General features: G+C 38.2%; 27 protein-coding genes. 1 reads left to right on the forward strand and 26 read right to left on the reverse strand.

Annotated features, from left to right (window positions below):
- Positions 1 to 213: 213 nt before the first annotated feature.
- The 18 genes from eno to nth form a co-directional block, all read right to left on the reverse strand.
- Complete coding sequence (gene eno, locus VEI_RS05565; RefSeq protein ID WP_059363040.1) at positions 214 to 1,500, reverse strand: phosphopyruvate hydratase; 1,287 nt, start codon at positions 1,498 to 1,500, stop codon at positions 214 to 216.
- A gap of 27 nt (positions 1,501 to 1,527) precedes the next feature.
- Complete coding sequence (gene gpmI / locus VEI_RS05570; protein WP_059363044.1) at positions 1,528 to 3,051, reverse strand: 2,3-bisphosphoglycerate-independent phosphoglycerate mutase; 1,524 nt, start codon at positions 3,049 to 3,051, stop codon at positions 1,528 to 1,530.
- A gap of 18 nt (positions 3,052 to 3,069) precedes the next feature.
- A complete protein-coding gene (tpiA, locus tag VEI_RS05575) occupies positions 3,070 to 3,840 on the reverse strand; it encodes a triose-phosphate isomerase (protein ID WP_059363054.1) in 771 nt (256 codons plus the stop codon).
- A 1-nt stretch (position 3,841) separates the two neighbouring features.
- A complete protein-coding gene (locus VEI_RS05580; RefSeq protein ID WP_059363059.1) occupies positions 3,842 to 5,020 on the reverse strand; it encodes a phosphoglycerate kinase in 1,179 nt (392 codons plus the stop codon).
- Between the two features lie 17 nt (positions 5,021 to 5,037).
- Entirely contained in the window at positions 5,038 to 6,048 is a 1,011-nt protein-coding gene (gene gap, locus VEI_RS05585; protein WP_059363061.1) for a type I glyceraldehyde-3-phosphate dehydrogenase, read from the reverse strand.
- 50 nt (positions 6,049 to 6,098) lie between these two features.
- Positions 6,099 to 7,124, reverse strand: coding sequence for a sugar-binding transcriptional regulator (locus VEI_RS05590; protein ID WP_059363063.1), 1,026 nt, complete (start codon positions 7,122 to 7,124; stop codon positions 6,099 to 6,101).
- Between the two features lie 192 nt (positions 7,125 to 7,316).
- A complete protein-coding gene (upp, locus tag VEI_RS05595; protein ID WP_059363065.1) occupies positions 7,317 to 7,943 on the reverse strand; it encodes a uracil phosphoribosyltransferase in 627 nt (208 codons plus the stop codon).
- 186 nt (positions 7,944 to 8,129) lie between these two features.
- The gene (locus tag VEI_RS05600; protein WP_059363068.1) at positions 8,130 to 9,371 is read right to left on the reverse strand and encodes a serine hydroxymethyltransferase; all 1,242 of its coding nucleotides are present in this window, start codon (positions 9,369 to 9,371) and stop codon (positions 8,130 to 8,132) included.
- Between the two features lie 59 nt (positions 9,372 to 9,430).
- The gene (gene rpiB / locus VEI_RS05605) at positions 9,431 to 9,868 is read right to left on the reverse strand and encodes a ribose 5-phosphate isomerase B (RefSeq protein ID WP_059363070.1); all 438 of its coding nucleotides are present in this window, start codon (positions 9,866 to 9,868) and stop codon (positions 9,431 to 9,433) included.
- Between the two features lie 11 nt (positions 9,869 to 9,879).
- A complete protein-coding gene (locus VEI_RS05610) occupies positions 9,880 to 10,320 on the reverse strand; it encodes a low molecular weight protein arginine phosphatase (protein ID WP_059363074.1) in 441 nt (146 codons plus the stop codon).
- A 115-nt stretch (positions 10,321 to 10,435) separates the two neighbouring features.
- Positions 10,436 to 11,470 (reverse strand): L-threonylcarbamoyladenylate synthase, encoded by a 1,035-nt coding sequence (locus VEI_RS05615; protein WP_059363076.1) that lies wholly within the window; start codon positions 11,468 to 11,470, stop codon positions 10,436 to 10,438.
- Between the two features lie 4 nt (positions 11,471 to 11,474).
- Positions 11,475 to 12,344 (reverse strand): peptide chain release factor N(5)-glutamine methyltransferase, encoded by an 870-nt coding sequence (gene prmC / locus VEI_RS05620; RefSeq protein ID WP_059363079.1) that lies wholly within the window; start codon positions 12,342 to 12,344, stop codon positions 11,475 to 11,477.
- A complete protein-coding gene (gene prfA, locus VEI_RS05625) occupies positions 12,337 to 13,419 on the reverse strand; it encodes a peptide chain release factor 1 (protein WP_059363086.1) in 1,083 nt (360 codons plus the stop codon). The genes prmC and prfA overlap by 8 nt, the downstream gene beginning before the upstream one ends.
- 14 nt (positions 13,420 to 13,433) lie before the next feature.
- The gene (locus VEI_RS05630; protein WP_059363092.1) at positions 13,434 to 14,345 is read right to left on the reverse strand and encodes a DUF1385 domain-containing protein; all 912 of its coding nucleotides are present in this window, start codon (positions 14,343 to 14,345) and stop codon (positions 13,434 to 13,436) included.
- A 57-nt stretch (positions 14,346 to 14,402) separates the two neighbouring features.
- Complete coding sequence (gene rpmE / locus VEI_RS05635; RefSeq protein WP_004696185.1) at positions 14,403 to 14,600, reverse strand: 50S ribosomal protein L31; 198 nt, start codon at positions 14,598 to 14,600, stop codon at positions 14,403 to 14,405.
- A gap of 73 nt (positions 14,601 to 14,673) precedes the next feature.
- Positions 14,674 to 14,943, reverse strand: coding sequence for a YdbC family protein (locus VEI_RS05640; protein ID WP_059363097.1), 270 nt, complete (start codon positions 14,941 to 14,943; stop codon positions 14,674 to 14,676).
- Between the two features lie 108 nt (positions 14,944 to 15,051).
- Entirely contained in the window at positions 15,052 to 16,491 is a 1,440-nt protein-coding gene (locus tag VEI_RS05645; protein ID WP_059363102.1) for a hypothetical protein, read from the reverse strand.
- A gap of 1 nt (position 16,492) precedes the next feature.
- Positions 16,493 to 17,128, reverse strand: coding sequence for an endonuclease III (gene nth, locus VEI_RS05650; RefSeq protein ID WP_009661077.1), 636 nt, complete (start codon positions 17,126 to 17,128; stop codon positions 16,493 to 16,495).
- Between the two features lie 123 nt (positions 17,129 to 17,251).
- On the opposite strand from nth, the gene VEI_RS05655 reads away from it, so the two are divergent.
- Complete coding sequence (locus tag VEI_RS05655; protein ID WP_059363109.1) at positions 17,252 to 17,521, forward strand: DUF896 domain-containing protein; 270 nt, start codon at positions 17,252 to 17,254, stop codon at positions 17,519 to 17,521.
- A 50-nt stretch (positions 17,522 to 17,571) separates the two neighbouring features.
- On the opposite strand, the gene VEI_RS05660 is transcribed toward VEI_RS05655, so the two are convergent.
- The 8 genes from VEI_RS05660 to murC form a co-directional block, all read right to left on the reverse strand.
- On the reverse strand, positions 17,572 to 18,819 hold the full coding sequence (locus VEI_RS05660) for an aminotransferase class I/II-fold pyridoxal phosphate-dependent enzyme (RefSeq protein ID WP_059363114.1): 1,248 nt from the start codon (positions 18,817 to 18,819) through the stop codon (positions 17,572 to 17,574).
- Between the two features lie 178 nt (positions 18,820 to 18,997).
- On the reverse strand, positions 18,998 to 19,570 hold the full coding sequence (locus tag VEI_RS05665) for a porin family protein (protein ID WP_059363117.1): 573 nt from the start codon (positions 19,568 to 19,570) through the stop codon (positions 18,998 to 19,000).
- A gap of 79 nt (positions 19,571 to 19,649) precedes the next feature.
- The gene (gene ftsZ / locus VEI_RS05670; RefSeq protein WP_059363119.1) at positions 19,650 to 20,687 is read right to left on the reverse strand and encodes a cell division protein FtsZ; all 1,038 of its coding nucleotides are present in this window, start codon (positions 20,685 to 20,687) and stop codon (positions 19,650 to 19,652) included.
- 145 nt (positions 20,688 to 20,832) lie between these two features.
- The gene (locus tag VEI_RS05675; RefSeq protein ID WP_059363121.1) at positions 20,833 to 21,177 is read right to left on the reverse strand and encodes a small basic family protein; all 345 of its coding nucleotides are present in this window, start codon (positions 21,175 to 21,177) and stop codon (positions 20,833 to 20,835) included.
- A complete protein-coding gene (locus VEI_RS05680; RefSeq protein ID WP_082161459.1) occupies positions 21,174 to 21,854 on the reverse strand; it encodes a DUF881 domain-containing protein in 681 nt (226 codons plus the stop codon). Before VEI_RS05680 ends, VEI_RS05675 begins: the two co-directional genes overlap by 4 nt.
- Positions 21,855 to 21,887: 33 nt before the next feature.
- Positions 21,888 to 22,892, reverse strand: coding sequence for a cell division protein FtsQ/DivIB (locus tag VEI_RS05685; RefSeq protein ID WP_059363123.1), 1,005 nt, complete (start codon positions 22,890 to 22,892; stop codon positions 21,888 to 21,890).
- A 27-nt stretch (positions 22,893 to 22,919) separates the two neighbouring features.
- Complete coding sequence (locus VEI_RS05690) at positions 22,920 to 23,852, reverse strand: D-alanine--D-alanine ligase family protein (protein WP_059363125.1); 933 nt, start codon at positions 23,850 to 23,852, stop codon at positions 22,920 to 22,922.
- Positions 23,849 to 25,231, reverse strand: a complete 1,383-nt coding sequence (gene murC, locus VEI_RS05695) for a UDP-N-acetylmuramate--L-alanine ligase (RefSeq protein WP_059363126.1) — start codon at positions 25,229 to 25,231, stop codon at positions 23,849 to 23,851. The genes VEI_RS05690 and murC overlap by 4 nt, the downstream gene beginning before the upstream one ends.
- Positions 25,232 to 25,233 lie beyond the last annotated feature (2 nt).

The following is a 25,233-nucleotide window of genomic DNA, read 5'->3' on the forward strand; positions in this document are numbered from 1 at the left end:
TCCTTTATACCTTGCGGTGTGTTTATACATCACCTTTGCTTATTGCACTAGGTAATTCTCCATAGTAAGAAAAAGTCCTGTTTATTTTCTAAAATTCCACAAAACGTGTACCGAGTAGCTAAAAAACATCAAAAAAAAGAGACTCCCCTGAGTTTTTACTACTCAAAGGAGTCTCCTTTATAGTTTTTCTATCCTAAAAAAGAATAGAATATTTTATTTCTTCAAATTGTAGAATACGGCATCACCTTTATATTGTGCTGTTTCATATAACATTTCTTCAATGCGAAGTAATTGGTTATATTTAGCAACACGTTCAGAACGAGCTGGTGCACCAGTTTTAATTTGGCCCGCATTAACAGCTACTGCGATATCTGCAATAAATGTATCCTCTGTTTCACCAGAACGGTGAGATACTACGCATGTATATCCAGCACGTTTAGCTGTTTTCATAGCATCAAAGGCTTCTGTTAATGTACCAATTTGATTTACTTTTACAAGAATAGAATTAGCTACGCCAAGGTCGATACCCTTTTCAAGGCGTTTTGTATTAGTAACGAATAAATCATCACCTACGAGTTGAACACGCTTACCAAGGCGTTCGGTTAATACTTTCCATCCATCCCAATCTTCTTCTGCAAGACCATCTTCGATGGATACGATAGGATATTTATCGACTAAGTATTCATAAAAGTCAACCATTTCACTTGCGCTCAATACTTTACCTTCGCCTTCTAGATGATATTTACCATCTTTATAAATTTCACTAGAAGCTACGTCGAGAGCTAATTTAAAATCTGTACCAAGTTCATAACCAGCGCGTTTAATTGCTTCACAAATTACTTCTAGCGCTTCTTCGTTAGAAGCCAAGTTTGGTGCAAAACCACCTTCATCACCTACAGCAGTGCTAAGACCTTTATCATGAAGTACCGATTTTAATGTATGATATACCTCTGCACAGCTACGCAATGCATCGCTAAATGTTTTTGCCCCCACTGGCATAATCATAAACTCTTGAAGGTCCACATTATTATCAGCATGAGCACCACCATTTAAGATGTTCATCATAGGCACTGGTAATTCTTTAGCATTAAAGCCACCTAAATATAAGAATAATGGCAAGTCTAAAGATTCAGCAGCCGCTCTTGCTACTGCCATGGATACACCTAAAATTGCATTAGCACCTAAATTAGCTTTGTTGTCAGTGCCATCAAGTTTAAGCATCAAATTATCGATTGCTACTTGTTCAGTTGCATCATAGCCAATAATAGCAGGTCCAATCTTAGCGTTTACATTGTCTACAGCTTGTAAAACACCTTTACCTAAATAACGGGATTTATCGCCATCGCGTAATTCTACAGCTTCGAACATACCTGTAGATGCACCAGATGGAACTGCAGCAGTTGCAATTGTACCATCTTCTAAACATACCTCAACTTCTACTGTAGGATTACCGCGAGAATCCAAAATTTCACGAGCTACGACTTGTTCAATTACTGCCATAATAATACCTCTTATTTATATACTAAATTAATCTATCAATAAACTTTCACCAGTCATATCATGTGGTTTGTCAATATGTGCCAACGCCAACATGGTCGGTGCAATATCACATAATTTACCAGATGCAAGCTGGTTATGCTTATGCTGTTCACTTACTAAAATCAATGGAACTACATTTGTAGTATGCGCAGTATGAGGTTTTCCCGTTTCAGGATTAACCATTTGTTCTGCATTTCCATGGTCAGCGGTAACCAATAATTGTCCGCCAACGGCTAATATGGCCTTTGCAATACGTTCTAATCCAGCATCTACGGTTTGAATTGCTTTAACCGCAGCCTCGAAATTACCTGTATGCCCCACCATATCTGGGTTTGCATAGTTCAAGATAATCATGTCGTATGCTTTACTATGAATAGCATCTACCACCTTATCGGTCACTTCTGGAGCACTCATTTCCGGTTGTAAATCATAGGTTGCAACCGCTGGAGAAGGCACAAGAATGCGGTCTTCACCTTCAAAGGGAACCTCATTACCACCATTAAAGAAATATGTTACATGTGCGTATTTCTCTGTTTCAGCAATACGTAATTGACGATAACCATCATTCGAAAGAACAGCACCTAATGTATTATTTAATGTATCCTTTTCATAAACAATATGCACAGGCAATCCATCTTCATACTTTGTCATCGTCGCCATATAAATGGATATAGGCTCGCGCTTAAAGCCATCAAAATCTGGTACAGTTAAAGCTTTTGTCAATTCACGGGCTCTATCAGGTCTAAAGTTACAGAAAATAACTGCATCACCTTCAGAAATAGTTCCCTTTGAATCAATAACGGTAGGTACTACAAATTCGTCATTCACACCAGCAGCATAGGATTGTATGATGGCTTCGAAAGCAGAGTTAGCCATATTGCCAACGCCATTGACGATAGCGTTATAAGCTAGTTCTTCACGATCCCATCGATTATCACGATCCATGCCGTAGTATCGACCACTAAGAGTAGCAATTTTACCACAATCTATGTCAGCCATAAAAGATTCTAGCTCCTTAATATATGTAGTTGACGATTGTGGTGGCACATCACGTCCATCAAGAAGTGCATGCACATATACTTCTTTGATGCCTTCATGTTTAGCACCAGCAATTACGGCCTTAATATGCTCTAAAGAACAATGTACATTGCCATCAGATACAAGGCCAATAATTTGTAATTTACCATGTTTAGCATGCTTGTATAACTCTTGTATTACAGGCTTTTGAAAAAACTCGCCACTCTCTACGTCCTTTGTAATACGCGTTAAGTCTTGATATACAATACGGCCTGAACCAAGATTGAGATGCCCAACTTCTGAATTACCCATTTGCCCTTCTGGCAAACCGACTGCAAGACCTGAAGCTTGTAATGTTGTATGAGGATACGTATCCCACAAATAATTAAAATAACTTGGTTTTGCTTGTACTACGGCATTCGTCGTATCTGTTTGGTCCCCCATACCAAAGCCATCTAGGATGACTAGCATTACGGGCGCCTGTAATTTTGCCATATTTATACCTCTAGTATATTAGTTACTTAATTCTTGAGCCGCCATGATTATTTTTGTAAATTCATCAACAATCAGTGAAGCGCCGCCAACAAGGGCGCCATCAATATTAGGCTCACTTAAAATTTCACGCGCATTATTAGCTTTTACGCTACCACCATATTGAATGCGAACCAAGTCCGCCACATTTGGTGTATATAATTCAGCAATATATTCACGAATGGATTTACATACTTTCTCTGCTTGATCTGCAGTTGCCGTTTTACCCGTTCCAATAGCCCAAATCGGTTCATAAGCAATAATCAGTTTTTCTACTTGATCCGCTGGAATATCTTGCAATGCACGTTTTAATTGTCCATGAATGAAAGATATTGTTTCATTAGCTTCTCTCTGTTCAAGGCTTTCACCAACACATACGATGGGTTGTAAGTTATGGAAAAAAGCACTCTTAATTTTTTCATTCACCATCGCATCAGTTTCACCATAATATTCACGTCGTTCAGAGTGTCCAATGATTACATAAGACACGCCAACCTCCATCAACATTAAAGGAGATACTTCACCAGTAAATGCACCAGCATCATGATAATCCATATTTTGAGCCCCTACGCTGACTTGCGTATTTTTTGTTAAACATACAGCTCTCTCAAGCGCAGTAAAAGGAGGGCATACAACAATCTCACAGTCCAAGTCTTTATCACCTAAGAAACTAGTAAATGCTTCTATCAGGATTGATCCGGATGCAATGGTTCCATTCATTTTCCAGTTTCCTGCAATAACTTGTTTTCTCATATTATGCCTCAGTTAAGGCAGCAATACCTGGTAAAACCTTACCTTCCAATAATTCAAGGGAGGCACCGCCACCTGTCGAAATATGACTAATTTTATCTGCTAAACCACTTTTTTCAATAGCAGCTACGGAATCACCACCACCAACGATGGTCATCGCATCAGATTCGGCTACAGCTTTTGCCACTGCATTAGTACCAGCAGCGAATTTTTCCATTTCAAATACGCCCATAGGACCATTCCAAATGATTGTTTTCATATTAGCCAATGCTTCTGTATAGAGTTCACGTGTTTTAGGACCGATATCTAAAATCATCCAGCCATCTTCGATTTGATCAACATCAACGATTTTAGTATTTGCATCGTTGCTAAAAGCATCAGCTACTACAGCATCTACAGGTGTCAATAATCTAGCACCTGCAACGCGTGCTTCCATAACTAAATCTGTAGCGATAGCATCTTGACCATCTTCATATAAGGAACTACCGATGTTACAGCCTTGAGCCTTAATGAAAGCATTCGCCATACCGCCGCCGATAATCATAACATCTACCTTAGGTAATAGATTGGAAATAACAGAAATCTTATCTGTTACCTTAGCACCACCGATAATGGCAGCCATAGGTGTTTTTGGATGTACTACAGCTGCACTTAGTGCATCAATTTCTTTTTTAAGTAAGAAACCTGCACCCATAGGGATGTAATCAGCAATGCCAACTACAGATGCTGCATTACGATGAGATACACCAAATGCATCATTGATAGCTACATCAGCAAGAGAGGCTAATTGTTTAGCAAACTCAGGATCATTTTTAGTTTCTTCGTTATGGTAACGCAAGTTTTCAAGCATCAATACATCGCCAGGTTGTAAAGCTTGAACCGCTTCCTCTACCTTAGGACCTACACAATCATCTACGAAGGCAACTGGTTTATTGATAAGTTCAGACAAGCGCTTAGCACAAGGAGCCAATGTCATATCTGGTTTGCGTTCTCCCTTTGGACGGCCAAAATGAGATGCCAAAATAACCTTAGCATTATGATCAATTAAGTAATTAATTGTTTCCAAAGCACCGCGAATGCGGGTGTCATCAGTGATGACACCATCCTTCATAGGCACATTAAAATCAACACGTACAAATACGCGTTTATTATCTACATTCATATCTAAAATGGTTAGTTTCATCCTAGAAATTCCTCCAATTATAGACCTTTGCTAGCTACGAAAGCTGCCATATCGATAAGGCGTTCAGAATAACCCCATTCGTTATCGTACCAAGAAACTACTTTCACCATGTTGCCATCCATAACCATTGTCAAATCAGCATCAACAATAGAGCTACGAGGGTCGGAGCTAAAATCACAAGATACCAATGGCACATCAGATACGCCTAGGATACCTTTTAATTCACCAGCTGCCGCCTTGCGGAAAGCTTCGTTGATTTCTTCTTTAGTAGCTGGTTTTTCAAGTTCACATACAAGATCTGTAGCAGATACATCTGGTGTAGGAACGCGTAATGCAAAACCATCTAATTTACCTTTTAATTGAGGCAATACTTTAGCAACAGCCTTTGCGGCACCAGTAGTTGTAGGAATGATAGACATAGCTGCTGCACGAGCACGACGAGGATCTTTATGACGTGCATCAAGAATTTTTTGATCATTTGTATAGGAATGAATAGTAGTCATCATACCACGTTTGATGCCAAATTCATCGCATAATACCTTAGCAAATGGAGCCAAGCAGTTTGTTGTGCAAGATGCATTGGAGATAATATGATGTTTTGCAGGATCGTACATATCTTGGTTAACACCCATAACCATAGTTAAATCTTCATTTTTACCAGGTGCAGAAATCAACACTTTTTTTACTGTAGGTTGTTCTAAATGAACTTTCGCTTCTTCTGCATCACGGTATTTACCAGTACATTCCATAACGATTTCAACGCCTTCTTCAGACCAAGGCAATTTAGAAGCATCACGATCATGGAATACGCGGATTTTTTTGCCATCTACATAAATATTTTCATCGTCAAATGTTACTTCATTAGGGATTGTGCCATGTACGGAATCGTATTTTAACAATAATGCAGTACCCTCATTATCACCAGTCGCATTAATAGCTACTACTTCAACATCTGGATTATTAATTGCCGCACGTACTACACATTTACCAATACGACCGAAACCATTAATACCAACTTTAACTGCCATTGTTTTGTCCTCCTCAAAAGAACTATATAATACTAAAAAAATAAACTAAATTATAACGCAGGAATATTTAGTAATTGGCGCATACCTTCTGCTGCTTGGTCATCTATTATGAGGATTCCCTTTTTACAAGACCTCATAACACTGATAATAGCACCAGCTTTATCAAAGCCACCTGCTACAGCTACGGCATGCGGTATATTTACTATATCCCTTAATGAAAGCCCTATGTTGTTCGTCGCATATACAATGGAACCATCCATAGAGCAATATTGGCCTAATGCTTCACCTACAGCATTGCCGTCCACTAATTGTTGACGTACACCGTCTGGTATATGTCGCACATCAGCCATATGAAGCGCCTGACCAATACCAAAAACCAATATATCAGTCCTATGAATCACTTCGCTAATTTCCTTAATCTGTGGTTCCAATGTTACAAGCATGTCCAATGAATCCTTTGACAACCCATCAGGTAAGTGCAGCATTTTATACGAACCGTGCCATCGTTCTGCTAATACAGAGGCGATTACATTCGCTTGATATTCGACTACTTCACCAACACCACCACGGGCCGGTACAACAATAGGGTGTAATACACTACTAGGCATTTCATCAGCCATTGCCGCCATAGTACTACCACCACTAACGGCTACGACAGAACCATCTGTAACCATCCGTTGCACTACCTTAGCAGCTGTAAATCCTAATCGCTTGAGCATTAATGAACCTTCACTAGGTGTAATAATGACATCATCGATATGTAGTGCATGTTTCAATTGTTGTTCTAATTCACCAACACGCTCATATTCATGTAGGATGCCCCTCAATTTAGGAACTAAGTCTCTGCCTTCAGCACTCAAGTAAATCCCCGGCTTAGAAATCTCTACTAATCCATTGCCACGCAAGGCGTCAACATGAGACCGCACAGCACGTTCAGAAATATCTGTCGCCGCTGCCAGACTTCTACGACCAAGAGGCTCTTCATAGGCTAAGTGACTCAATAACTTGTAGCGATCCTTTAAGACTGTCATCAATTCTGGTGCTATACGCTCGCATACCATTAACAACTCATTCATAGGGTTCCTCCTTTACCCTTTGACAAGAGTAACGATATTCGTCCCATATAAACGAAATCAGTCCCACCATAAATAAAAAAATACTTCTATATAATTATTTTATACCTTATTACAACTTTATTCAAGTAAAAAACGCCCTTTCGGGCGTCTTTTATTTATAAACAGGATATTATTTCAATACAAGCTATTAAATTATTTTGTACCGAAGATACGGTCTCCTGCATCACCTAAACCAGGTAAAATATAACCATGGTCATTCAATTTTTCATCAAGAGCTGCTACATAAATAGGTACATCTGGATGTTCTTTATTAACAACCTCTACACCTTCAGGAGCTGCAACAAGGCACATCAATTTAATGCTCTTAGCACCTTTTTCTTTCAACAACGTAATCGCTGCAGCCGCACTACCACCAGTAGCAAGCATTGGATCTGTAACGATAAAGTCACGTTCTCCCACATCAGTAGGTAATTTGCAATAATACTCAACAGGTTTTAATGTTTCTGGATCACGATATAAACCTACATGACCAACCTTAGCTGTTGGAATCAAGCTAAGCATACCATTCACCATACCAAGACCAGCGCGCAAAATTGGGATGATTCCTAGTTTTTTACCCGCAATGCGTTTACCCGTCATTTTTGTTAATGGTGTTTGCACCTCTACATCTTCCAACGGTAAATTACGAGTGATTTCATACCCCATCAACAATGTAATTTCATCTAATAACTCGCGGAAATCTTTTGAACCTGTTTGTACATCACGCATCAACGTAACCTTGTGTTGAATCAATGGATGTGTCATAACATTAACGTTCATGATTGTGCCCCCTATTATATAATCCGACCCTGAGCTTCTCTATCTCAGTCTTTATCTATTCATACATACTCTATCACATATTTACAAATCTTGCCATATAAATATATCCAATATATGCACAAAAAAGGTGAGCGAGAATAGCTCTCGCTCACCTTTAATTCAGTTAAACAATATCCATCCTAGAAATTATAAGTTAGGATACAATGGGTATTTTTCACATAATGCTGCTACGCGTTTTGCTGCATCTTGATGTTTAGCTGTATCTTCTGGATTTTGCAATACAACTGCAATAATGTCAGCAATTTCTTTCATATCATCTTCCTTAAGACCACGTGTAGTCAATGCAGGCGTACCTAAACGAACACCACTTGTTACAAATGGGCTTGCTGGATCAAATGGAATTGTATTTTTATTAGCAGTAATGCCAATTTCATCTAACAGATGTTCTGCTTCTTTACCAGTTAAACCAGTGTTACGCACGTCTACAAGCATAACATGTGTATCAGTACCACCAGAAACGATAGTTAAACCTTTAGCCATTAATTCAGCAGCCAATACTTTTGCATTTTTGATAACTTGTTCTGCATATTCTTTGAATTCTGGTTGTAATGCTTCACCAAAAGCAACTGCTTTAGCAGCGATTACATGCATCAAAGGACCACCTTGGATGCCAGGGAATACAGATTTATCAATAGCTTTTGCATATTCTTCTTTGCACAAAATCATACCACCACGTGGGCCACGCAATGTTTTATGTGTTGTAGTTGTTACAATATCAGCGTATTCTACAGGGTTTGGATGTAAACCAGCAGCCACAAGACCAGCAAAGTGAGCCATGTCAACCATAAAGATTGCGCCAACTTCATGAGCTACGTCAGCCATTTTTTTGAAATCGATTTGACGGCTATACGCACTACCACCAGCGATAATCAATTTAGGTTTTGATTCTAACACGATTTTGCGGAATTCATCATAATCAATTTGTTGTGTTTCAGCATTTACACCGTAAGGAACAACATTGAAATATGTACCAGACACGTTTACAGGAGAGCCATGTGTTAAGTGACCACCATGGGACAAATTCATACCCACAATAGTATCACCAGGTTTTAACATAGCAAAATATACAGCAAAGTTAGCTTGAGACCCAGAATGTGGTTGTACATTCGCATGTTCTGCACCGAATAAGCGTTTAGCGCGTTCAATAGCCAATGTTTCTACAACGTCCACATGTTCGCAACCACCATAATAACGTTTACCAGGGTAACCTTCAGCGTATTTGTTAGTTAATACACTACCTTGAGCTTCCATAACGGCTTGGGATACGATATTTTCAGAAGCGATCATTTCTAATTTATCGCGTTGACGCATTAATTCTTGATCGATAACTGCTTTAATATTAGGGTCTTGTTTTGCTAAGAAACTCATAGGAATCCTCCTTAAAACATATGTAAATATATTGTAATAACTAGTTAAGTAATGATGTATTATTTTTCAAGAGCAGAAATTTTTTCAATACGACGTGCATGACGCCCACCTTCAAATTCGGTATTTAACCAAATCGTAACAATATCCTTGGCAAGGCCTGGTCCAATAACCCGTTCCCCCATAGTGAGAATATTTGCATTATTGTGTTCACGACTGGCATGAGCGGAAAAAGTATCGTGGCATAAAGCAGCACGAACACCAGCAATCTTATTGGCAGCAATGCCAATACCAATGCCTGTTCCACAAATTAAAATACCTCGATCTGCGGTACCATCTACAACAGCATGAGCTACGGGTTCAGCGATATCAGGATAATCGCAAGACTCTGTACTATGTGTACCAAAGTCTTCCACTTCATGCCCTAATGTAGATAATAATTCCTTAATTTCTTGTTTTAAATGTAATCCACCATGATCACAACCAACAGCAATTTTCATAGCCCTATCTCCTATTCTTTAGATGACGCTAACCCGGCTTTTACAAGATTATAAATCTGCTCAGCACATTGATTATACATTACTTGATCTGAACCAAATGGGTCTACCACGTCCCCAGCACCATGCCCCCAATCAGCAAGCGTTTTAATTTTATATTCCTCAAAGGGAAATTGACGAAGCAACACGGATTTATGATCCTGTGTCATGCCAATAATTAAATCCGCTTTATTTACAAGATCCATGGTAAGAGGTCTTGATTCGTGACCAGAAATATCAGCGATAGATTGAATCGCAATCACAGCTTGTTCTGTAGGCTTAGCACCATAGGCAGCAAATAATCCAGCGGAAAACACATTCACATCTAGACCTTGCTCATTTGCTAAAGCCCGCGTAATACCTTCTGCCATAGGACTTCGGCAGGTATTACCAGTACATACATATAAAATATTCATAATGACATCCTTACTACCACAATATTTGTGGCTATTTATACATTATAGCAAATACATCCAATATGTAAAGACATTTTTCTATTATGAATGGACATAATAAATTCTACATAATTACTTATAAATAGATAATCTGTCCACCACAAGCTTTGTCCATTCGATTCATTACGGCTACACCAAGGCCTGAATTTTCAACGCCTTCTGCCAAAATATAGTCTACACCACATTCATTAAAATAATGTAATGATTTATAAAAATTATGGGCTAATCTAACTGCATCACCATGATGTCCGTATACGTGAAATTCGCCCTTCACATTGCCCTTTAGTAGGTCATATGTTTCTTCACTAACAAGGAATGCACCTCGATTATTTTCTCGTTCCCGAATAACCTTTGTAAAAGCATCTGCTACATCATCTGGAGTCCCTATAAAGGCACGCATAGGAGCATCAGGAGCATAATGTTTATATTTCATACCTGGCGCCTTTGGTGCTTCAGTTTGAGATGATAAAAAGGGATCATATACCACGTTCTCTACTACAGTCTCTAGCATTTCTTTAGTGATACCACCAGGTCTTAATATGGTTACACCATCTTCTCGAACCTCCACAACTGTAGATTCGACACCAATTGTACAGATTCCTGCATCTACAATATAAGGAATGCGACCGTTCATATCATCATATACAGCCTGTGCCGTAGTCGGACTTGGGCGACCTGAAATATTAGCACTAGGGGCTGCAATTGGAACACCCGCTAAAGATAATACTTCACGACAAATATCATGATCAGGACACCGTAGTGCAACTCGATCTAATCCTCCAGTAGCACGATCAGGTACTAGGTCAGATTTTGGTAAGGTAATCGTCAACGGCCCCGGCCAAAAGGCATCAATTAATTTATATGCCGTATCGGGGATCTCTTTTACAAGAGGCTTAATACTGTCAGCATTTGGTACATGTAATATTAATGGATTATCTGAGGGACGTCCTTTAGCGGCATAAATCTTATCCATAGACGCCTCGTCAAGCCCATTAGCACCGAGACCATATACGGTTTCCGTAGGAATAGCAACAACCTCACCACGACGCAAAGATTCTGCAACTAAGTGTAAATTTTCTGTTGTAAGTTCACTAATAATCTTAGTTTCCACAATCTCATCCTTTCACACGTGCCGTTACAACACGATTGATACCAGATAAATCGGCTACAAAGGCTGTTTCTCTATATAAACCAGTTGCGTCTAATAAACATTTTACCTCATCGGCCTGATCATACCCTACCTCAAAGGCCACTAAACCATGAGGTTTAAGATAATGCTGACATTGATTAGCTAGTTGTCGATAGAAATCAAGACCATCTTCACCACCAAATAATGCAATATGAGGTTCATTAAGAACATCAGGAGACAAGATTTTTTTATCCTCTAAACGAATATATGGAGGATTAGACACAATTACATCAAAAAGTTCACCATGATTTTCTAAATAAGAAAACATGTCTGACTCATAAAATTCACTGCGATTTTCTAATTTAAAAGACTCTTGGTTCTGATTCGCCACTATGAGTGCATCTTTGGAAATATCTAAACCTACACCTGTTGCAGCAGGCAGGTAATGTAAAAGACTCAATAAAATTGTTCCAGGGCCGGTACACATATCAAGAATTCGAATAGAATCTTGCTGATGATAAGCACCTAATACGTACTCCACTAAGGTTTCCGTATCAGGACGTGGAATTAAGACCTTATCATTAACGGCAAAGGTAAGTCCCATAAAGTCCTTTTTCCCTGTCAAGGATGCCACACTATAACCTTTGGCACGCTCAATAACTAATGGTCGAAATCGATCAAGTTCTTCTTGCTCTAGGGGTTGATCATAATTCGTATATAAATAAATACGATTTTTGCCTAAAACGTGAGAAAGCAGTACTTCCCCATCAAGTCGAGGTGTATCCATCTCCTTGCTTTGAAAGTACTGCTCTGTCCACTGGAGAATACGACCGATTGTCCAAATCTCCTTATGCATTTGTGTTAGCCTCCTGCATTTTAGCTGCTTGATCTGCAGCATTTAAGGCTTGAATTACTTCATCAAGATCGCCATTTAACACAGCATCTAATTTATAGAGTGTTAAGTTAATACGATGATCTGTTACACGGCCTTGTGGATAGTTATACGTACGAATACGTTCACTTCGATCACCAGTGCCGACTTGGCTCTTACGATCTGCAGCCATGCTAGCTTGAGCCTCTTGTTCAGCTTGGTCTTGTAATTTAGCACGCAATACACGCATAGCTTTATCCTTATTTTTAAGCTGAGACCGTTCATCTTGGCACGCTACAACAATACCAGATGGTAAGTGTGTAATACGCACAGCAGATTCTGTTCTATTAACGTGCTGACCACCAGCGCCACTAGCACAATATGTATCAATTTTAAGATCTTTATCATTAATTTCGATATCTACATCTTCCATTTCTGGCAATACCGCTACGGTTACGGTAGATGTATGTACGCGACCTTGTGTTTCTGTTGTTGGTACACGTTGTACACGATGTACACCGGACTCGAATTTCATCTTAGAGTATACACTTTCCCCATCTACAGAGAAAACAACCTCTTTAAATCCACCGAGTTCTGGTACATTAGAATCGATGATTTCACAGCGCCAGCCTTGGCTTTCTGCATATTTTGTGTACATGCGGAATAAATCACCTGCAAACAAAGCTGCTTCATCACCGCCAGCACCACCACGAATCTCAATGATAATATTTTTATCATCATTAGGATCTTTTGGTAGCAAGAGAATTTGTAACTTTTCTTCCAATTCCTCTTTTTGTGGCTTTAATTCTTTTAATTCTTCTTGAGCCATTTCACGGAACTCTTCATCCATCGATTTATCTTCGATAACTTCCATAGCCTCTTCAAGGCCTTGAAGAACCTTTTTATATTCTCTAAAAGTTTCTACAGTTTCAGATAGTTGCGAATGTTGACGTGTCAATTTACGCCATTCATCTTGACGTGCAATAACTTCAGGATCACTGATGCGCTGCTCAAGATCCATAAATTTATCTTCGATGACTTGTAATTTATCTACTAACATATGTAACCTCAATCTTAATGTATATCATCTTCATAAGCATCTTCTTCTGGAGGACGTACCTCCTCTAATGCGCGAATTGCTACCTCTATTTGATCTGCTTCTGGTTCTCTAGTCGTCATATATTGCAATGCTAAACCAGGTTTAACAAGAGATTTCACAAAAGAGCTTTCACTACGTCCTGCAAAACGAATAAATTCATAGGCAATACCTGCTACAACAGGCATCAACAACACGCGTGATACGATGCGTTCTAGTAAATTAGGCCAGCCTAAAAAAGCAAATACAAATATACTAACTACCATTACAATGAGTAGAAAATTCGTGCCACATCGCGGATGTAATCGAGATTGGGTACGCACATTTTCTACGGTCAATGGTAGATTATTTTCATAAGCATGAATGGTCTTATGCTCTGCGCCATGGTATTGGAATACGCGTTGTATATCCTTTGTTAAACCAATACCCCAAATATAGAGTAAAAACAGAGCCAATCGTATAGCACCTTCCACAAGATTCAAAATAAAGTGATTATCTTGAATACCAGGAATAAATTTAACTACAAATGTAGGAAGGGCTACAAACAAAGCAATCGCAAATAGAGTTGAAAAAATCATGGTTATGACAATTTCACTATTAGACATTTCTTCCTCTTCATCACCAGCTGCTTTTGCAGAGAAGGATAATGCCTTCATACCGATAACGAGAGATTCATATAAGGCAACACAGCCTCGTAAAAATGGTTTCTTTAATATAGGATATCGATCTTGAATGGACGTGGTTGCTTCCTTTTGCACCACAATAGAACCAGAAGGTTCACGTACAGCTGTTGCCGTATATCCTGGCCCACGCATCATGACGCCTTCAATAACGGCCTGTCCACCAACGAACTTCTTAATACGTTCTTTTTCCAACGGATTTCCTTTCATAAACAAATAGAGGCAGAGCCCAAAGCCCTGCCAATAATTGTTTCGCTACATAAACTATTATTTACCGTAACGTTTGTTAAATTGTTCGATACGACCACGAGCTTGAGCCGCACGTTGTTGACCAGTGAAGAACGGATGGCATTTGGAGCAAACGTCTACACGAAGGTCTTCTTTTACAGAGCCAGTTTTGAATGTGTTACCACAACCGCAAGTAACTGTAGCTTCTTTATAGTCTGGATGAATACCTTGTTTCATTCTATACACCTCTTTCCAGCAATCAATATTATTCTTATAGATTATAGCACGATAGGACGCACAAATCAAGAAACTACTCTTTAGAAGCCTGTTTTTCTTCAATCGCTTCCGCCAAAATAGTTTCTAAATCACTTTCATTTAAAAGATTGCGCAATGCAATCAATTCTTCTAAGGAAAGAGTAATCCCTTTTTTCATGCTTGTATATTCGCTATCCCAAGCACGAAGGTCAAATTTAGGATTATATTTTCCCCAGCTTGTACATGTAAGTTGTTTTTTCCAGCCATCTTTATCTTCAGATAATGTACCGATAACTTTGAAAATCTCGAAATTAATAACAGCCATTCTTGCCTCCCTCCTCACCTAATTACAGTGTACACTATGTGTCAAGTTTATTTTCTTAGTTCTAAAACAGATACGATATATTGTAAACTAAATTACCTATATTGACAATTATTTTTTATAGTCACTGTAATCTTCAATGTCAATAGAAACTGTTGGAGGCATAACATCAGCGCCTAAGGAGTTTATATTCTCTTGCCAAGATGCACGTGCAGCATTAATAGCTTCATTATATGCTGTATCAATAGATTGAACTGCATTAACTAACAATGCTTCGTCCTTCACATCGAGTACACGACGACGCACGCTGCTCAGCATGTATCCAAAGGATTCTTCTGTTTGAACGAGCATAGAGATTTCTTGTATCAAGGTTTGTCCAATAGTGCTAGAGAAGTATGTGTACCACATGTAAGCTAACTCTGCATCTGGGAACATCCAATATACACCAGATTTAGGTATATCTGTACCTAATGCCACATCTACATGGTCACTATGACGAGTAAATGCTAAATAGTAGGCACCATTCTCGCGAAGAGCTGCTCTTCCTAATTCAGATACACGACCATCAAGACAATAAATACCATCCTGACCCAAGGCAACATCAGTTTGACCGCCAGGTAATAAGATAGAGCGTAAGGATAAGCCATAATTTAATACAGTAAATACTGGTAATTGAGCAAATACACCATGAGGCAATGGAATATAATTAATAGATTTCCATTCATCACCTACTCGTTCTTGAAGGCCTACACGCATCTTTTTAACATCATACTTACCATAAGTAATTTCATAAGCCCCCAAAGGAACCCATTCACGAATAGACTCCACACGCTTTTGATTCAAAAAGAATTGTAAAGCCATATTATTTAAGCCTAATTGATTTTGAGCCATCGTAGCAGGTAAGAATAATTGAGCGGTACCTTCCGGTACTAAATTATGCAAACCATTAGCTACCTCTTCTACGATATCTTCAGAAGATTGGAACATACCAACCGTACCTGTAAAGATATGATCAAAATAGCTGCGATGAGGCCATTGATTAATAATTTGAGCCATTGGATACAATCGAGAGATAATGCTATAACATACGGGAGATGCTGTATAGAGGACAACCTTTTTATCCTCATAAGATTGTAAAATTTCATCTATCATGCCAGCGTATTCTTCTACATACGCATATAAGACGAGCTCTCCTGTTTTACTATGACTTTCTATACTTTCACGAACAGGTGTTTCCCATATAGTTCCTACATCAAGACCATCTAGAATTCCAGTATCACTAATAAAATCAAAGAGTTCTACCGTAAATGAAGGGCCGTACAATGCACGAAAAGTATTTACATCATATGGAATAGGTCCAAAGGATTCCACCGTAGATTTCTCAGCTAATCCATATAAGTCCTCTGGTGTAACACCCCATTCACGAGAATTCGCATTGCTAGAAAGCAATTGATCTAATACTTTAAAACGCATTAATTCGTTGACGATATCAATACCTTCTATGCCATATTGAGCACAAAGGGCAATTAGTTCTTCATTATTCTTTTTCATATTAAACCTTTCCTGCTGACGGACAAAGATGATGTAAAAAACAAGTTTCACATAGAGGCTTACGAGCTTTACAAACACGTCGTCCATGATAAATCAGCCAATGATGAGCTGCAGACCACTTCTCTTTTGGTATAGCCTTTTGCAATTTTTGTTCCATTTCTTCTGGCGTCTTTGCAATACCTAATTTCAATCGGTTTGCTACACGGAATACATGTGTATCCACCGCAATAGCTGGTGTTCCGAATAATACGGATACCACAACGTTTGCCGTTTTTCGACCTACACCGGGTAATTCAACGAGCTGATCAAATTCACGTGGCACTTCTCCATGATATTGTTCTACCAATATATGACAAGTGGCAATCAAATTCTTCGCCTTTGATTTATACAAACCACAATCCTTGATAAGAGCTTCTAGTTTTGTAACACCAACCTCTAGCATCTTAGCCGGATGATTTAATGCAGGGAACAATCGTTTTGTAACAATGTTAACCCTCTCATCTGTGCACTGTGCAGATAACACAACAGCGACTAATAATTCAAATTCATTTGTGTATTCAAGAGCAGGTTTAGCATCAAAATAATGCTCTTCTAATAATGCTAATTGTTCTGCCTTAATTGCTTTCGTAACACGCACGATAAACTCCTTTCTCACCTGTGAAAGTACGAACTCGTACAATTTATATCTTACCATACGTATTCATTAAGTTCTATGTTATAATAAATTATGTTATTCTAATATAGAATACAGGAGGCAATTATGACCAATATTAACGATACATTAAAACGTATAAATGAACTAGCAGCTAAGAAAAAATCAGGTCAAGAACTAACACCTGAAGAATTAGCCGAAAAGAAAGAGCTATATAACATCTATTTAGGCTTTATTAAAGGACAAATCACAGATACCTTAGATCGCGTTGAATTTGTTGATCCTAAAACAGGTGAACGAACAGCACCTAAGCGCGCACTAGAAAGTTTAGCTAAAGAAGCAGATCAAGATATTAAAGAACATAAAGATATTCACTAACACTAAAAGGCACTTCAAAATACTGAAGTGCCTTTTTGCATTTTATATCTTTATAGTTTTCCTAATCGCTTCATAGCATCATAGATTTTCCCTGCTAACCCCTTCATTTGGAATTTAGGGATACCACAGGCGGCAACACGAATACCATTGCCTAAAGCAATAACATAAATATGTTCTTTCTTTAACTCTTCGCAAATTGCTGTTCCGGAATCTGTTGGGATCGTGATAAAGAAACCACCACGATATGGCAACATAGGCAATCCTACTTCTGCCGCCTCTTGTTTAAAGATATCAGCTCGATCACGAATTAATTGATAATATGAATTGCGTTCTTCTTCATAGGCTTTAAATTTATCAGGATCAGATACAATATTAGCCATAGCACGCATAGCAGGGCGGCAAATATTGGACCATGTAGCACGGCTAGTGGATTTATTCACTTCTAAGAATTCATCTGCAATCTCTTCATCAGAAGAAATACCAATCATAGCACCTACACGTTGACCATACATTGTGAAGCCTTTAGATAAGCTATAGCATACACAAACAAGGATTTCCTTAGGCAAGTGGCCCATTTTTTTGAAGAATGCACGCACATCCTCCTTTTCACCGGAATAATCTAAATAAGCTACATCGATACCAATGATAACATTATTCCGTCCTATAGCCACTAATTCTTTCAAGAAGTTAAGAATGGAGTCCCAATCCTTATCCTCTACAGAGTAACCAGTCGGATTATTCCCTGGTGTATTAAATAGAATTACAACATTCGTTTGTTTAGCAGCTAATTCCTTAACACGATGTTGGAAAGCATCATGATTAAAGTTATTATGTTCATCAAATAAAGAATATGTTACAAGCGTACGTCCATTATCACTACAAATGATACGGTACGCCCCCCAATACCAATCTGCTGTTAACACTTCATCGCCAGGTTCTGTATAGTTATGTACTAAATGATGAATACCACCGGTACCACCAGAAGTAGCAATACTACGGATAAAACCATCTGGACGAGAATCGCCAAAACATTCCTTTTCCGCACCTTCTAAATATTCTGGAATACCAGCAATAGGAGCATAACCAATATGTTCAGTATCAGATAAGTTTAAATATTCTTCCTTAACAGTTTTTAAGAACACTAATTTGCCTTCTTCATCATAAATAGCACCTAATGTACCATTTACAACAAGTTCACGACCATTTAACTTTGTATCCTCTGCTGCTTGTCCAGCCGTTACAAAGATTACATCTTTTAATTTTTTACCTTTTGCGTGTTTCGCTGCTACACTTGTCATCGCATACACCATCCTAACTAAAAAGAACAATTACAACATTATCATACCTAAACTTATACATTTATACAATGAGTATACATGAAAAATATTGTATACATAAATACAAAGTATAGAAAATGCATCTTTTATGCAAAAAACCACCCATCCAAGATGAGTGGTTTTACTTATTTACTTATGATTAGAATGTATAACCTACGCCAGCATGTAAGCCTTTTGTAGTTTTATCATTATTATCTACGCTATATTTATCAATACCATAGTATACGTTCAAATCAATATTAGGTTTCAATTCGTATTGAGCACCTACTTGATAGCTGTGTTTAATATCATTACCCCAACCAGCTTTTGCAAAGCCATTGATTTTATCAGTTAAAGGCATATGACCGATTACACCAGCTTGAATACCTAATTCAGTGTCATGTGTACGGATAGCTGTACCAGCACCATATACATTCACATTAGGATGCACTTTGTAAACATAAGCCAATTGGTGATCTTTTACATCGCCATTTTTAGCATTTACTTTGCTATAAGAGTATTGAAGAGCAGATTTATTGCTTAAATCATGTTCTAAAGATACGCCAAAGCCATCATTGTTAATGCCACCGCTATTAGATACGCGTTGGTTGAATGCATAATCAGCTTGAATTTTTGTGGAATTATCACTCATTTTAGTTACTGGTACGGATGCTGCAAATGCACTACCAGCAACTACTGTTGCAGCTAAAGACAATAATACTAATTTTTTCATTGGTACCTCCTATACACACATATAAATATGTGTCTTAATAAGTTACATTTTATAATATGGTAAGTATATCTATCAATTATTAGCGTTTCATGAATACAGGGATATCAGGGATACCGCTTGTAGGTGCAGATGTACTTGCTGGACGTGTAGTAGTTGTTTTACCAAATTCTGGTACACTCTTAGCACTGGAGTTAAAACCAGTTGCAACAACTGTGATTTGTACTTTATCGCCCAAGTTTTCGTCGATAACAGAACCAAAGATAATGTTTGCATCAGGATCTGCAGCATCGGAAATGATTTCAGCAGCTTCGTTAATTTCGAACAAGCTCAAGTTGGAGCTACCAGTGATGTTAAGTAAGATACCTTTTGCACCATCGATAGAAGTTTCTAACAATGGACTATTGATAGCCATTTTTGCAGCATCTGCAGCACGGTTTTCACCTTCGCCCACACCGATACCCATCAACGCTTCGCCTTGCTCAGTCATGATAGTTTTAACATCTGCAAAATCAAGATTGATTAAACCAGGAACTTGAATCAAGTCGGAAATACCTTTAATACCTTGACGAAGTACTTCATCAGCTGTACGGAATGCATCGGACAAAGAGCATTTTTTATCTACAACTTGTAACAATTTGTCATTAGGAATAACGATAATTGTATCAACTTTTTGAGTTAAGAACTCAATGCCTTTTTCAGCTTGTGCACGACGACGTTTACCTTCAAATGCGAAAGGTTTAGTTACAACACCTACAGTTAATGCACCAACTTCTTTAGCACATTCAGCAACGATAGGAGCCGCACCAGTACCTGTACCACCGCCCATACCAGCAGTTACGAATACCATATCCGCACCTTCAAGAGCCTTCATGATGTCTTCGCGACTTTCTTGAGCAGCTTCTTCACCGATTTGTGGGTTAGCACCTGCACCAAGACCTTTAGTTACTTTTTCGCCAATTTGAATAGCCACATCCGCTCTGGATAATTCAAGCACTTGGCTTTCTGTATTAACGGACAAGAATTGAACACCTTTAAGATCGCTTTCAACCATGCGATTAACAGCGTTATTACCGCCGCCACCTACACCAATAACTTTAATATTTGCAAAATCAGACATTGCACTTCCTCCTCTTATCGTTATCTATTTTGTCAATATAAATTTGAATGTTTCTATTTATATACTGAGTTAATTATAACAATTACATTTATTTTACACTATAATTTAAAAACTTTCCACTACAACTATAATCGAATCATAATTATTAGAATCGTTTAGTCATAATGTTCTTGCGTATCGCAGCTAGATTTATAAACACCCGTAATCCAAATCCAATGAGCGCTACGTAATATAAATTAATCCCAATTAAATCACCTACATATACAAGCACGACTGCGAGTATTACATTGGAAAAAAATCCAGTAATAAAATTGCTCAAATCAAAGACCCGTTCTAAAGCGGCTCTACTACCGCCAAACACGGCATCTAGCGCAGCTAAAACAGCTACAGATGTATAGTTAGCATAACTTGCAGGAATATGTAATGGTGTTAACCATCCCACCACAACACCTAGTATAAGACCTACAATAGCAAAGATGTATATATTCATTCTTTACCTCCTAACTCATTAGATTGTAGGTGTTCTTCCCTATAAGAACCTGTAAAAGCAGGAATTGCTACAGACTGTTCTTCTTTTATAGTTACCTTTATTCCCCAATGTTTTAAGGAGTCTACTATGCCACCACGCATGGTTAACGCAGAATTTAACGTCTTCGGATCACCTATGGCCTTAACCGTAAACGGAGCACCATAGACTTTGCCATTAACAGTAATAGTTGGCCCCGAACAACGAATTTCTGAAGTACCAATCAATCGTTGATCATTAATAGCTAATGCTTCTGCACCGCCGGCCCGCAATTCATTGACAATACGCAATATATCCTCATCGTGAATTACGTATAAATTAGGATTTTCTCCACTTTGAATCGGTTTAGAACTATCCTCTATCAACACGGTTACACCAGGCCCCTTAACATTAGTTAAAGCTGCTTTTCTACGTAAGGATTCATCTGGCTCAGAACCATTCCCATTAGCCCTTAACTGGTCTATTTGTTTTAATAATGCGTCTTTTTCTTGTTCCGCATCCTTTAACTGAGCCACCAAATCACCGGTTCGTTGCAACCGTATATTTTCTTCAATATTATCTTGTGTCATCTTATATTGGGTTACCACCATAAACCCTAATATAAAACTAACGAGACCTATAGCCCATCGTTCATGTTTCACAACATTATTCCACCTTTTTATTTCTGCCAATAACTAGTCTTGCTTTGATTTAGACGTATTATCATTTTGTTTTGATGTATCTGTCTTGTCAGATTGGCTGGTGTCTGGCTTAGATTTATTATTTTTATTAGATTTTGGTTGCACTGTTATCCTATCAGTCTTGATATATGGAGATGATGGATTAACATCAATATATTCAACCTTACCTTGTGTTTCTGGCAAATCTTTTAACATAGCAGCTGTTAACTCGGCTTTATCTTTAAGATTTGTACCATCACCTAGTCGAATTTGTATTCCTGATACGGTATATACCAATATATTATCAGGATCACCAATATTAACCTCTGCAATTTGTTTAAACGTATCATCATCTAAAGCTCGCAGATAATCAAGAACCTGAACGATAGGCTTATCAGTAACCACATCACCTAATAGTATATTACCACCTTTAACACCAGAAATCATCGGCACCGTCGTATCTTCTATAACACTATCAGATGCAATAACTTGCCCATTTTTATCCAATGTTAAATATCCAAATTGTGCGGGTATAACAGAAATCCCCTTTCGCTCAGCGATGCGAATAACCATAGTCAATGGCAATTCATAACTTATTTGAGCATCTTCAACACGAAGATCTTTAGATAGGCGATTTCGTAATGTTTCCCTATTGATGCGAAGTATATTTACCGGTTCCCCAATATCACCGGCAACCTCAACATCTTGTACAGTCACTTTATCAGAGCCAACAACCTTTATAGAACCAAGTGGAATCGGAAGTGTAAATAACCCAACTAACACTAGGGCTACAACACCACCTATTTTTAGAAACTTCTTTCTAACCTCTGCTTTCTCCCGTTCATGATTACGAACTAATTCTCGCTCATGATTATGCGCAAAATCCCGTTCATTTCTATAGATTGAATTATGTTCATCATTATAGATTGAATCATGCTCCTGCTCATGGAGTAATTCCGTAGTATTAGTAGCAGACTCCTTTGACTCTGAGGCGGGTGGATGTTGATTCAACTCATCCATAACTACACTCCTTACATATATTAGTTCTTAGAATTTCCCATAACCTGCTGTTAATAATATTTTTTCGCATAATTCAGGGAAATCAATGCCCATCTCCTTGGCTGCCTTAGGCACTAAAGATGTAGCAGTCATCCCTGGAATTGTATTATATTCTAATACATACATATTATCTTTATCATCAGTCATAACATCAACGCGAATTGCGCCACTCGCTTGTACTTCACGATATACAAGTTCACCAATAGCTTGCATCTCTTTTGTCATGTCTTCACTAATTGGTGCAGGTACCAAATAATCGGTGGCCCCTGCTGTGTATTTACTTGCATAATCATATTCACCAGAGTGTGGACGAATTTCAATAATTGCCAATGCTTTACCATCAAGCACTGATACAGTAAATTCACGACCATTTAAAAACTGTTCAACTACGAGAATTGGATCATATGTAAGGGCCTCAGTAACGGCCTTAGCCAATTGATCTTGTTCTTTTACAATAGTTACGCCAATACTAGAGCCTTGTGTAGCAGGTTTTAATACAACTGGCAAGGAAAAAGTATCTTCAATATGTTTAATGATATCTTCTTTAGATTGCAAATTACCATTATAAGAAATGGATTCTGCTGTAGGGATATGTGCACCTTTAAACACATCCTTACTTACTTTTTTATTCATACCCACAGAATGAGCCATGATACCTGATCCAGTATAGGGAATTTCAGCCATTTCAAGAACGCCTTGTAAAGCGCCATCCTCACCATAGCGGCCATGGATTGCATTGAATACAACATCACCCTTCAAGTTTTCAATATCTTGCAATACAGTTTTTGGATTTAACTCCAATGTAGATACATGATAACCTTTGCTTTTTAAAGCATCTGCAATAGCAGCGCCAGTACGACGAGATACCTCTGCTTCTGCAGAAGGCCCCCCCATTAATACGATGATATGCTTATCTTTCATTGTAAACCTTCTTCCAATAATGCTAATAATTTTGGCCCATATTGATTAATGGATCCCGCCCCCATAGTGATAACTAAATCATTTTGTCTAACTACTTTAGCAAGAATAGCAGGTAAATCATTTACATCTTCCACATAATTTACATGTTGCTGTGTCGCTTCACTAATAGCATTAGGGATAGTATGACCATCAATACCTTCAATAGGATCTTCACCAGAACTATAGATATCTGTCATATAGATTTCATCCGCACTGGTGAAAGCAGTAGCAAATTCATCTTTCAACAAAAATGTACGAGAATAACGATGTGGTTGGAATACACAAATCACACGATGTTTTTCTAATTCTTTTGCCGCTTTCAAAGTAGCCTTAATTTCTGTTGGATGATGAGCATAATCATCGACAACCCATACGCCAGCTACATGACCTTTTGTTTCGAAACGGCGTTTAGCACCAATAAACTTACCAAGGGCTTTCACAATAGAAGCAACAGGAACATGACAACATTCATGAGCCACAATAAAGGAAGCTAACGAATTCAGTACATTGTGATTTCCAGGTACACGCAAAGATATGCGCTCCAAGTTGGCCCCCTTATGGACTACATCATATACGAGTGAGCTATCTTCGTAATGAATATTTTTAGCTACATAATCATTAGTTTCTTCTAAACCATAGGTAATAAATTGGCGATCAACCTTACCCATGATGTCACGAATATTGTCATTATCACCACATACAACAGCCTTACCGTCCATAGGTAATGTTTCAACAAATTGACAGAATGCATTAAGCAAATTATCCATTGTCTTATAATGATCCATATGATCATCTTCTATATTAGTGATAACAATAGTCTTTGGTTTTAATTTTAAGAATGATCCGTCACTTTCGTCTGCTTCTACAACAGAATATTCACCAGCACCTAAGCAACTACTCCCCTTTAAATAATCAACTTCACCACCAATAATCACCGTTGGATCCATCGCACCTTCTACGAGAATTTGACCTATCATAGAAGTAGTAGATGTTTTTCCATGGGCACCAGCTACAGCGATACCATTCGTTACATCCAATACTGCTTTTACAATATCAGAGCGATGTAAAATAGTGATTCCTTGTTCCTTAGCCGCTACAATTTCAGGATTATCTTCACGAATAGCAGTAGAACGAACTACAGCATCTACACCATTCACATAATCAGCATTATGACCAATATGAACGGTAGCCCCCATTTGTCTAAATCGTTCAATTACATCAGATTCTTTCACATCAGAACCAGATACTTCATATCCTTTTTGAATTAAAATATTCGCAATAGCGCGCATACCAGATCCACCTATACCGATGAGATGAATCTTATGGATACCTTCTAACATAA

Origin of the sequence: Veillonella tobetsuensis, assembly GCF_001078375.1 — a bacterium.
GTDB classification, from domain to species: domain Bacteria; phylum Bacillota; class Negativicutes; order Veillonellales; family Veillonellaceae; genus Veillonella; species Veillonella tobetsuensis.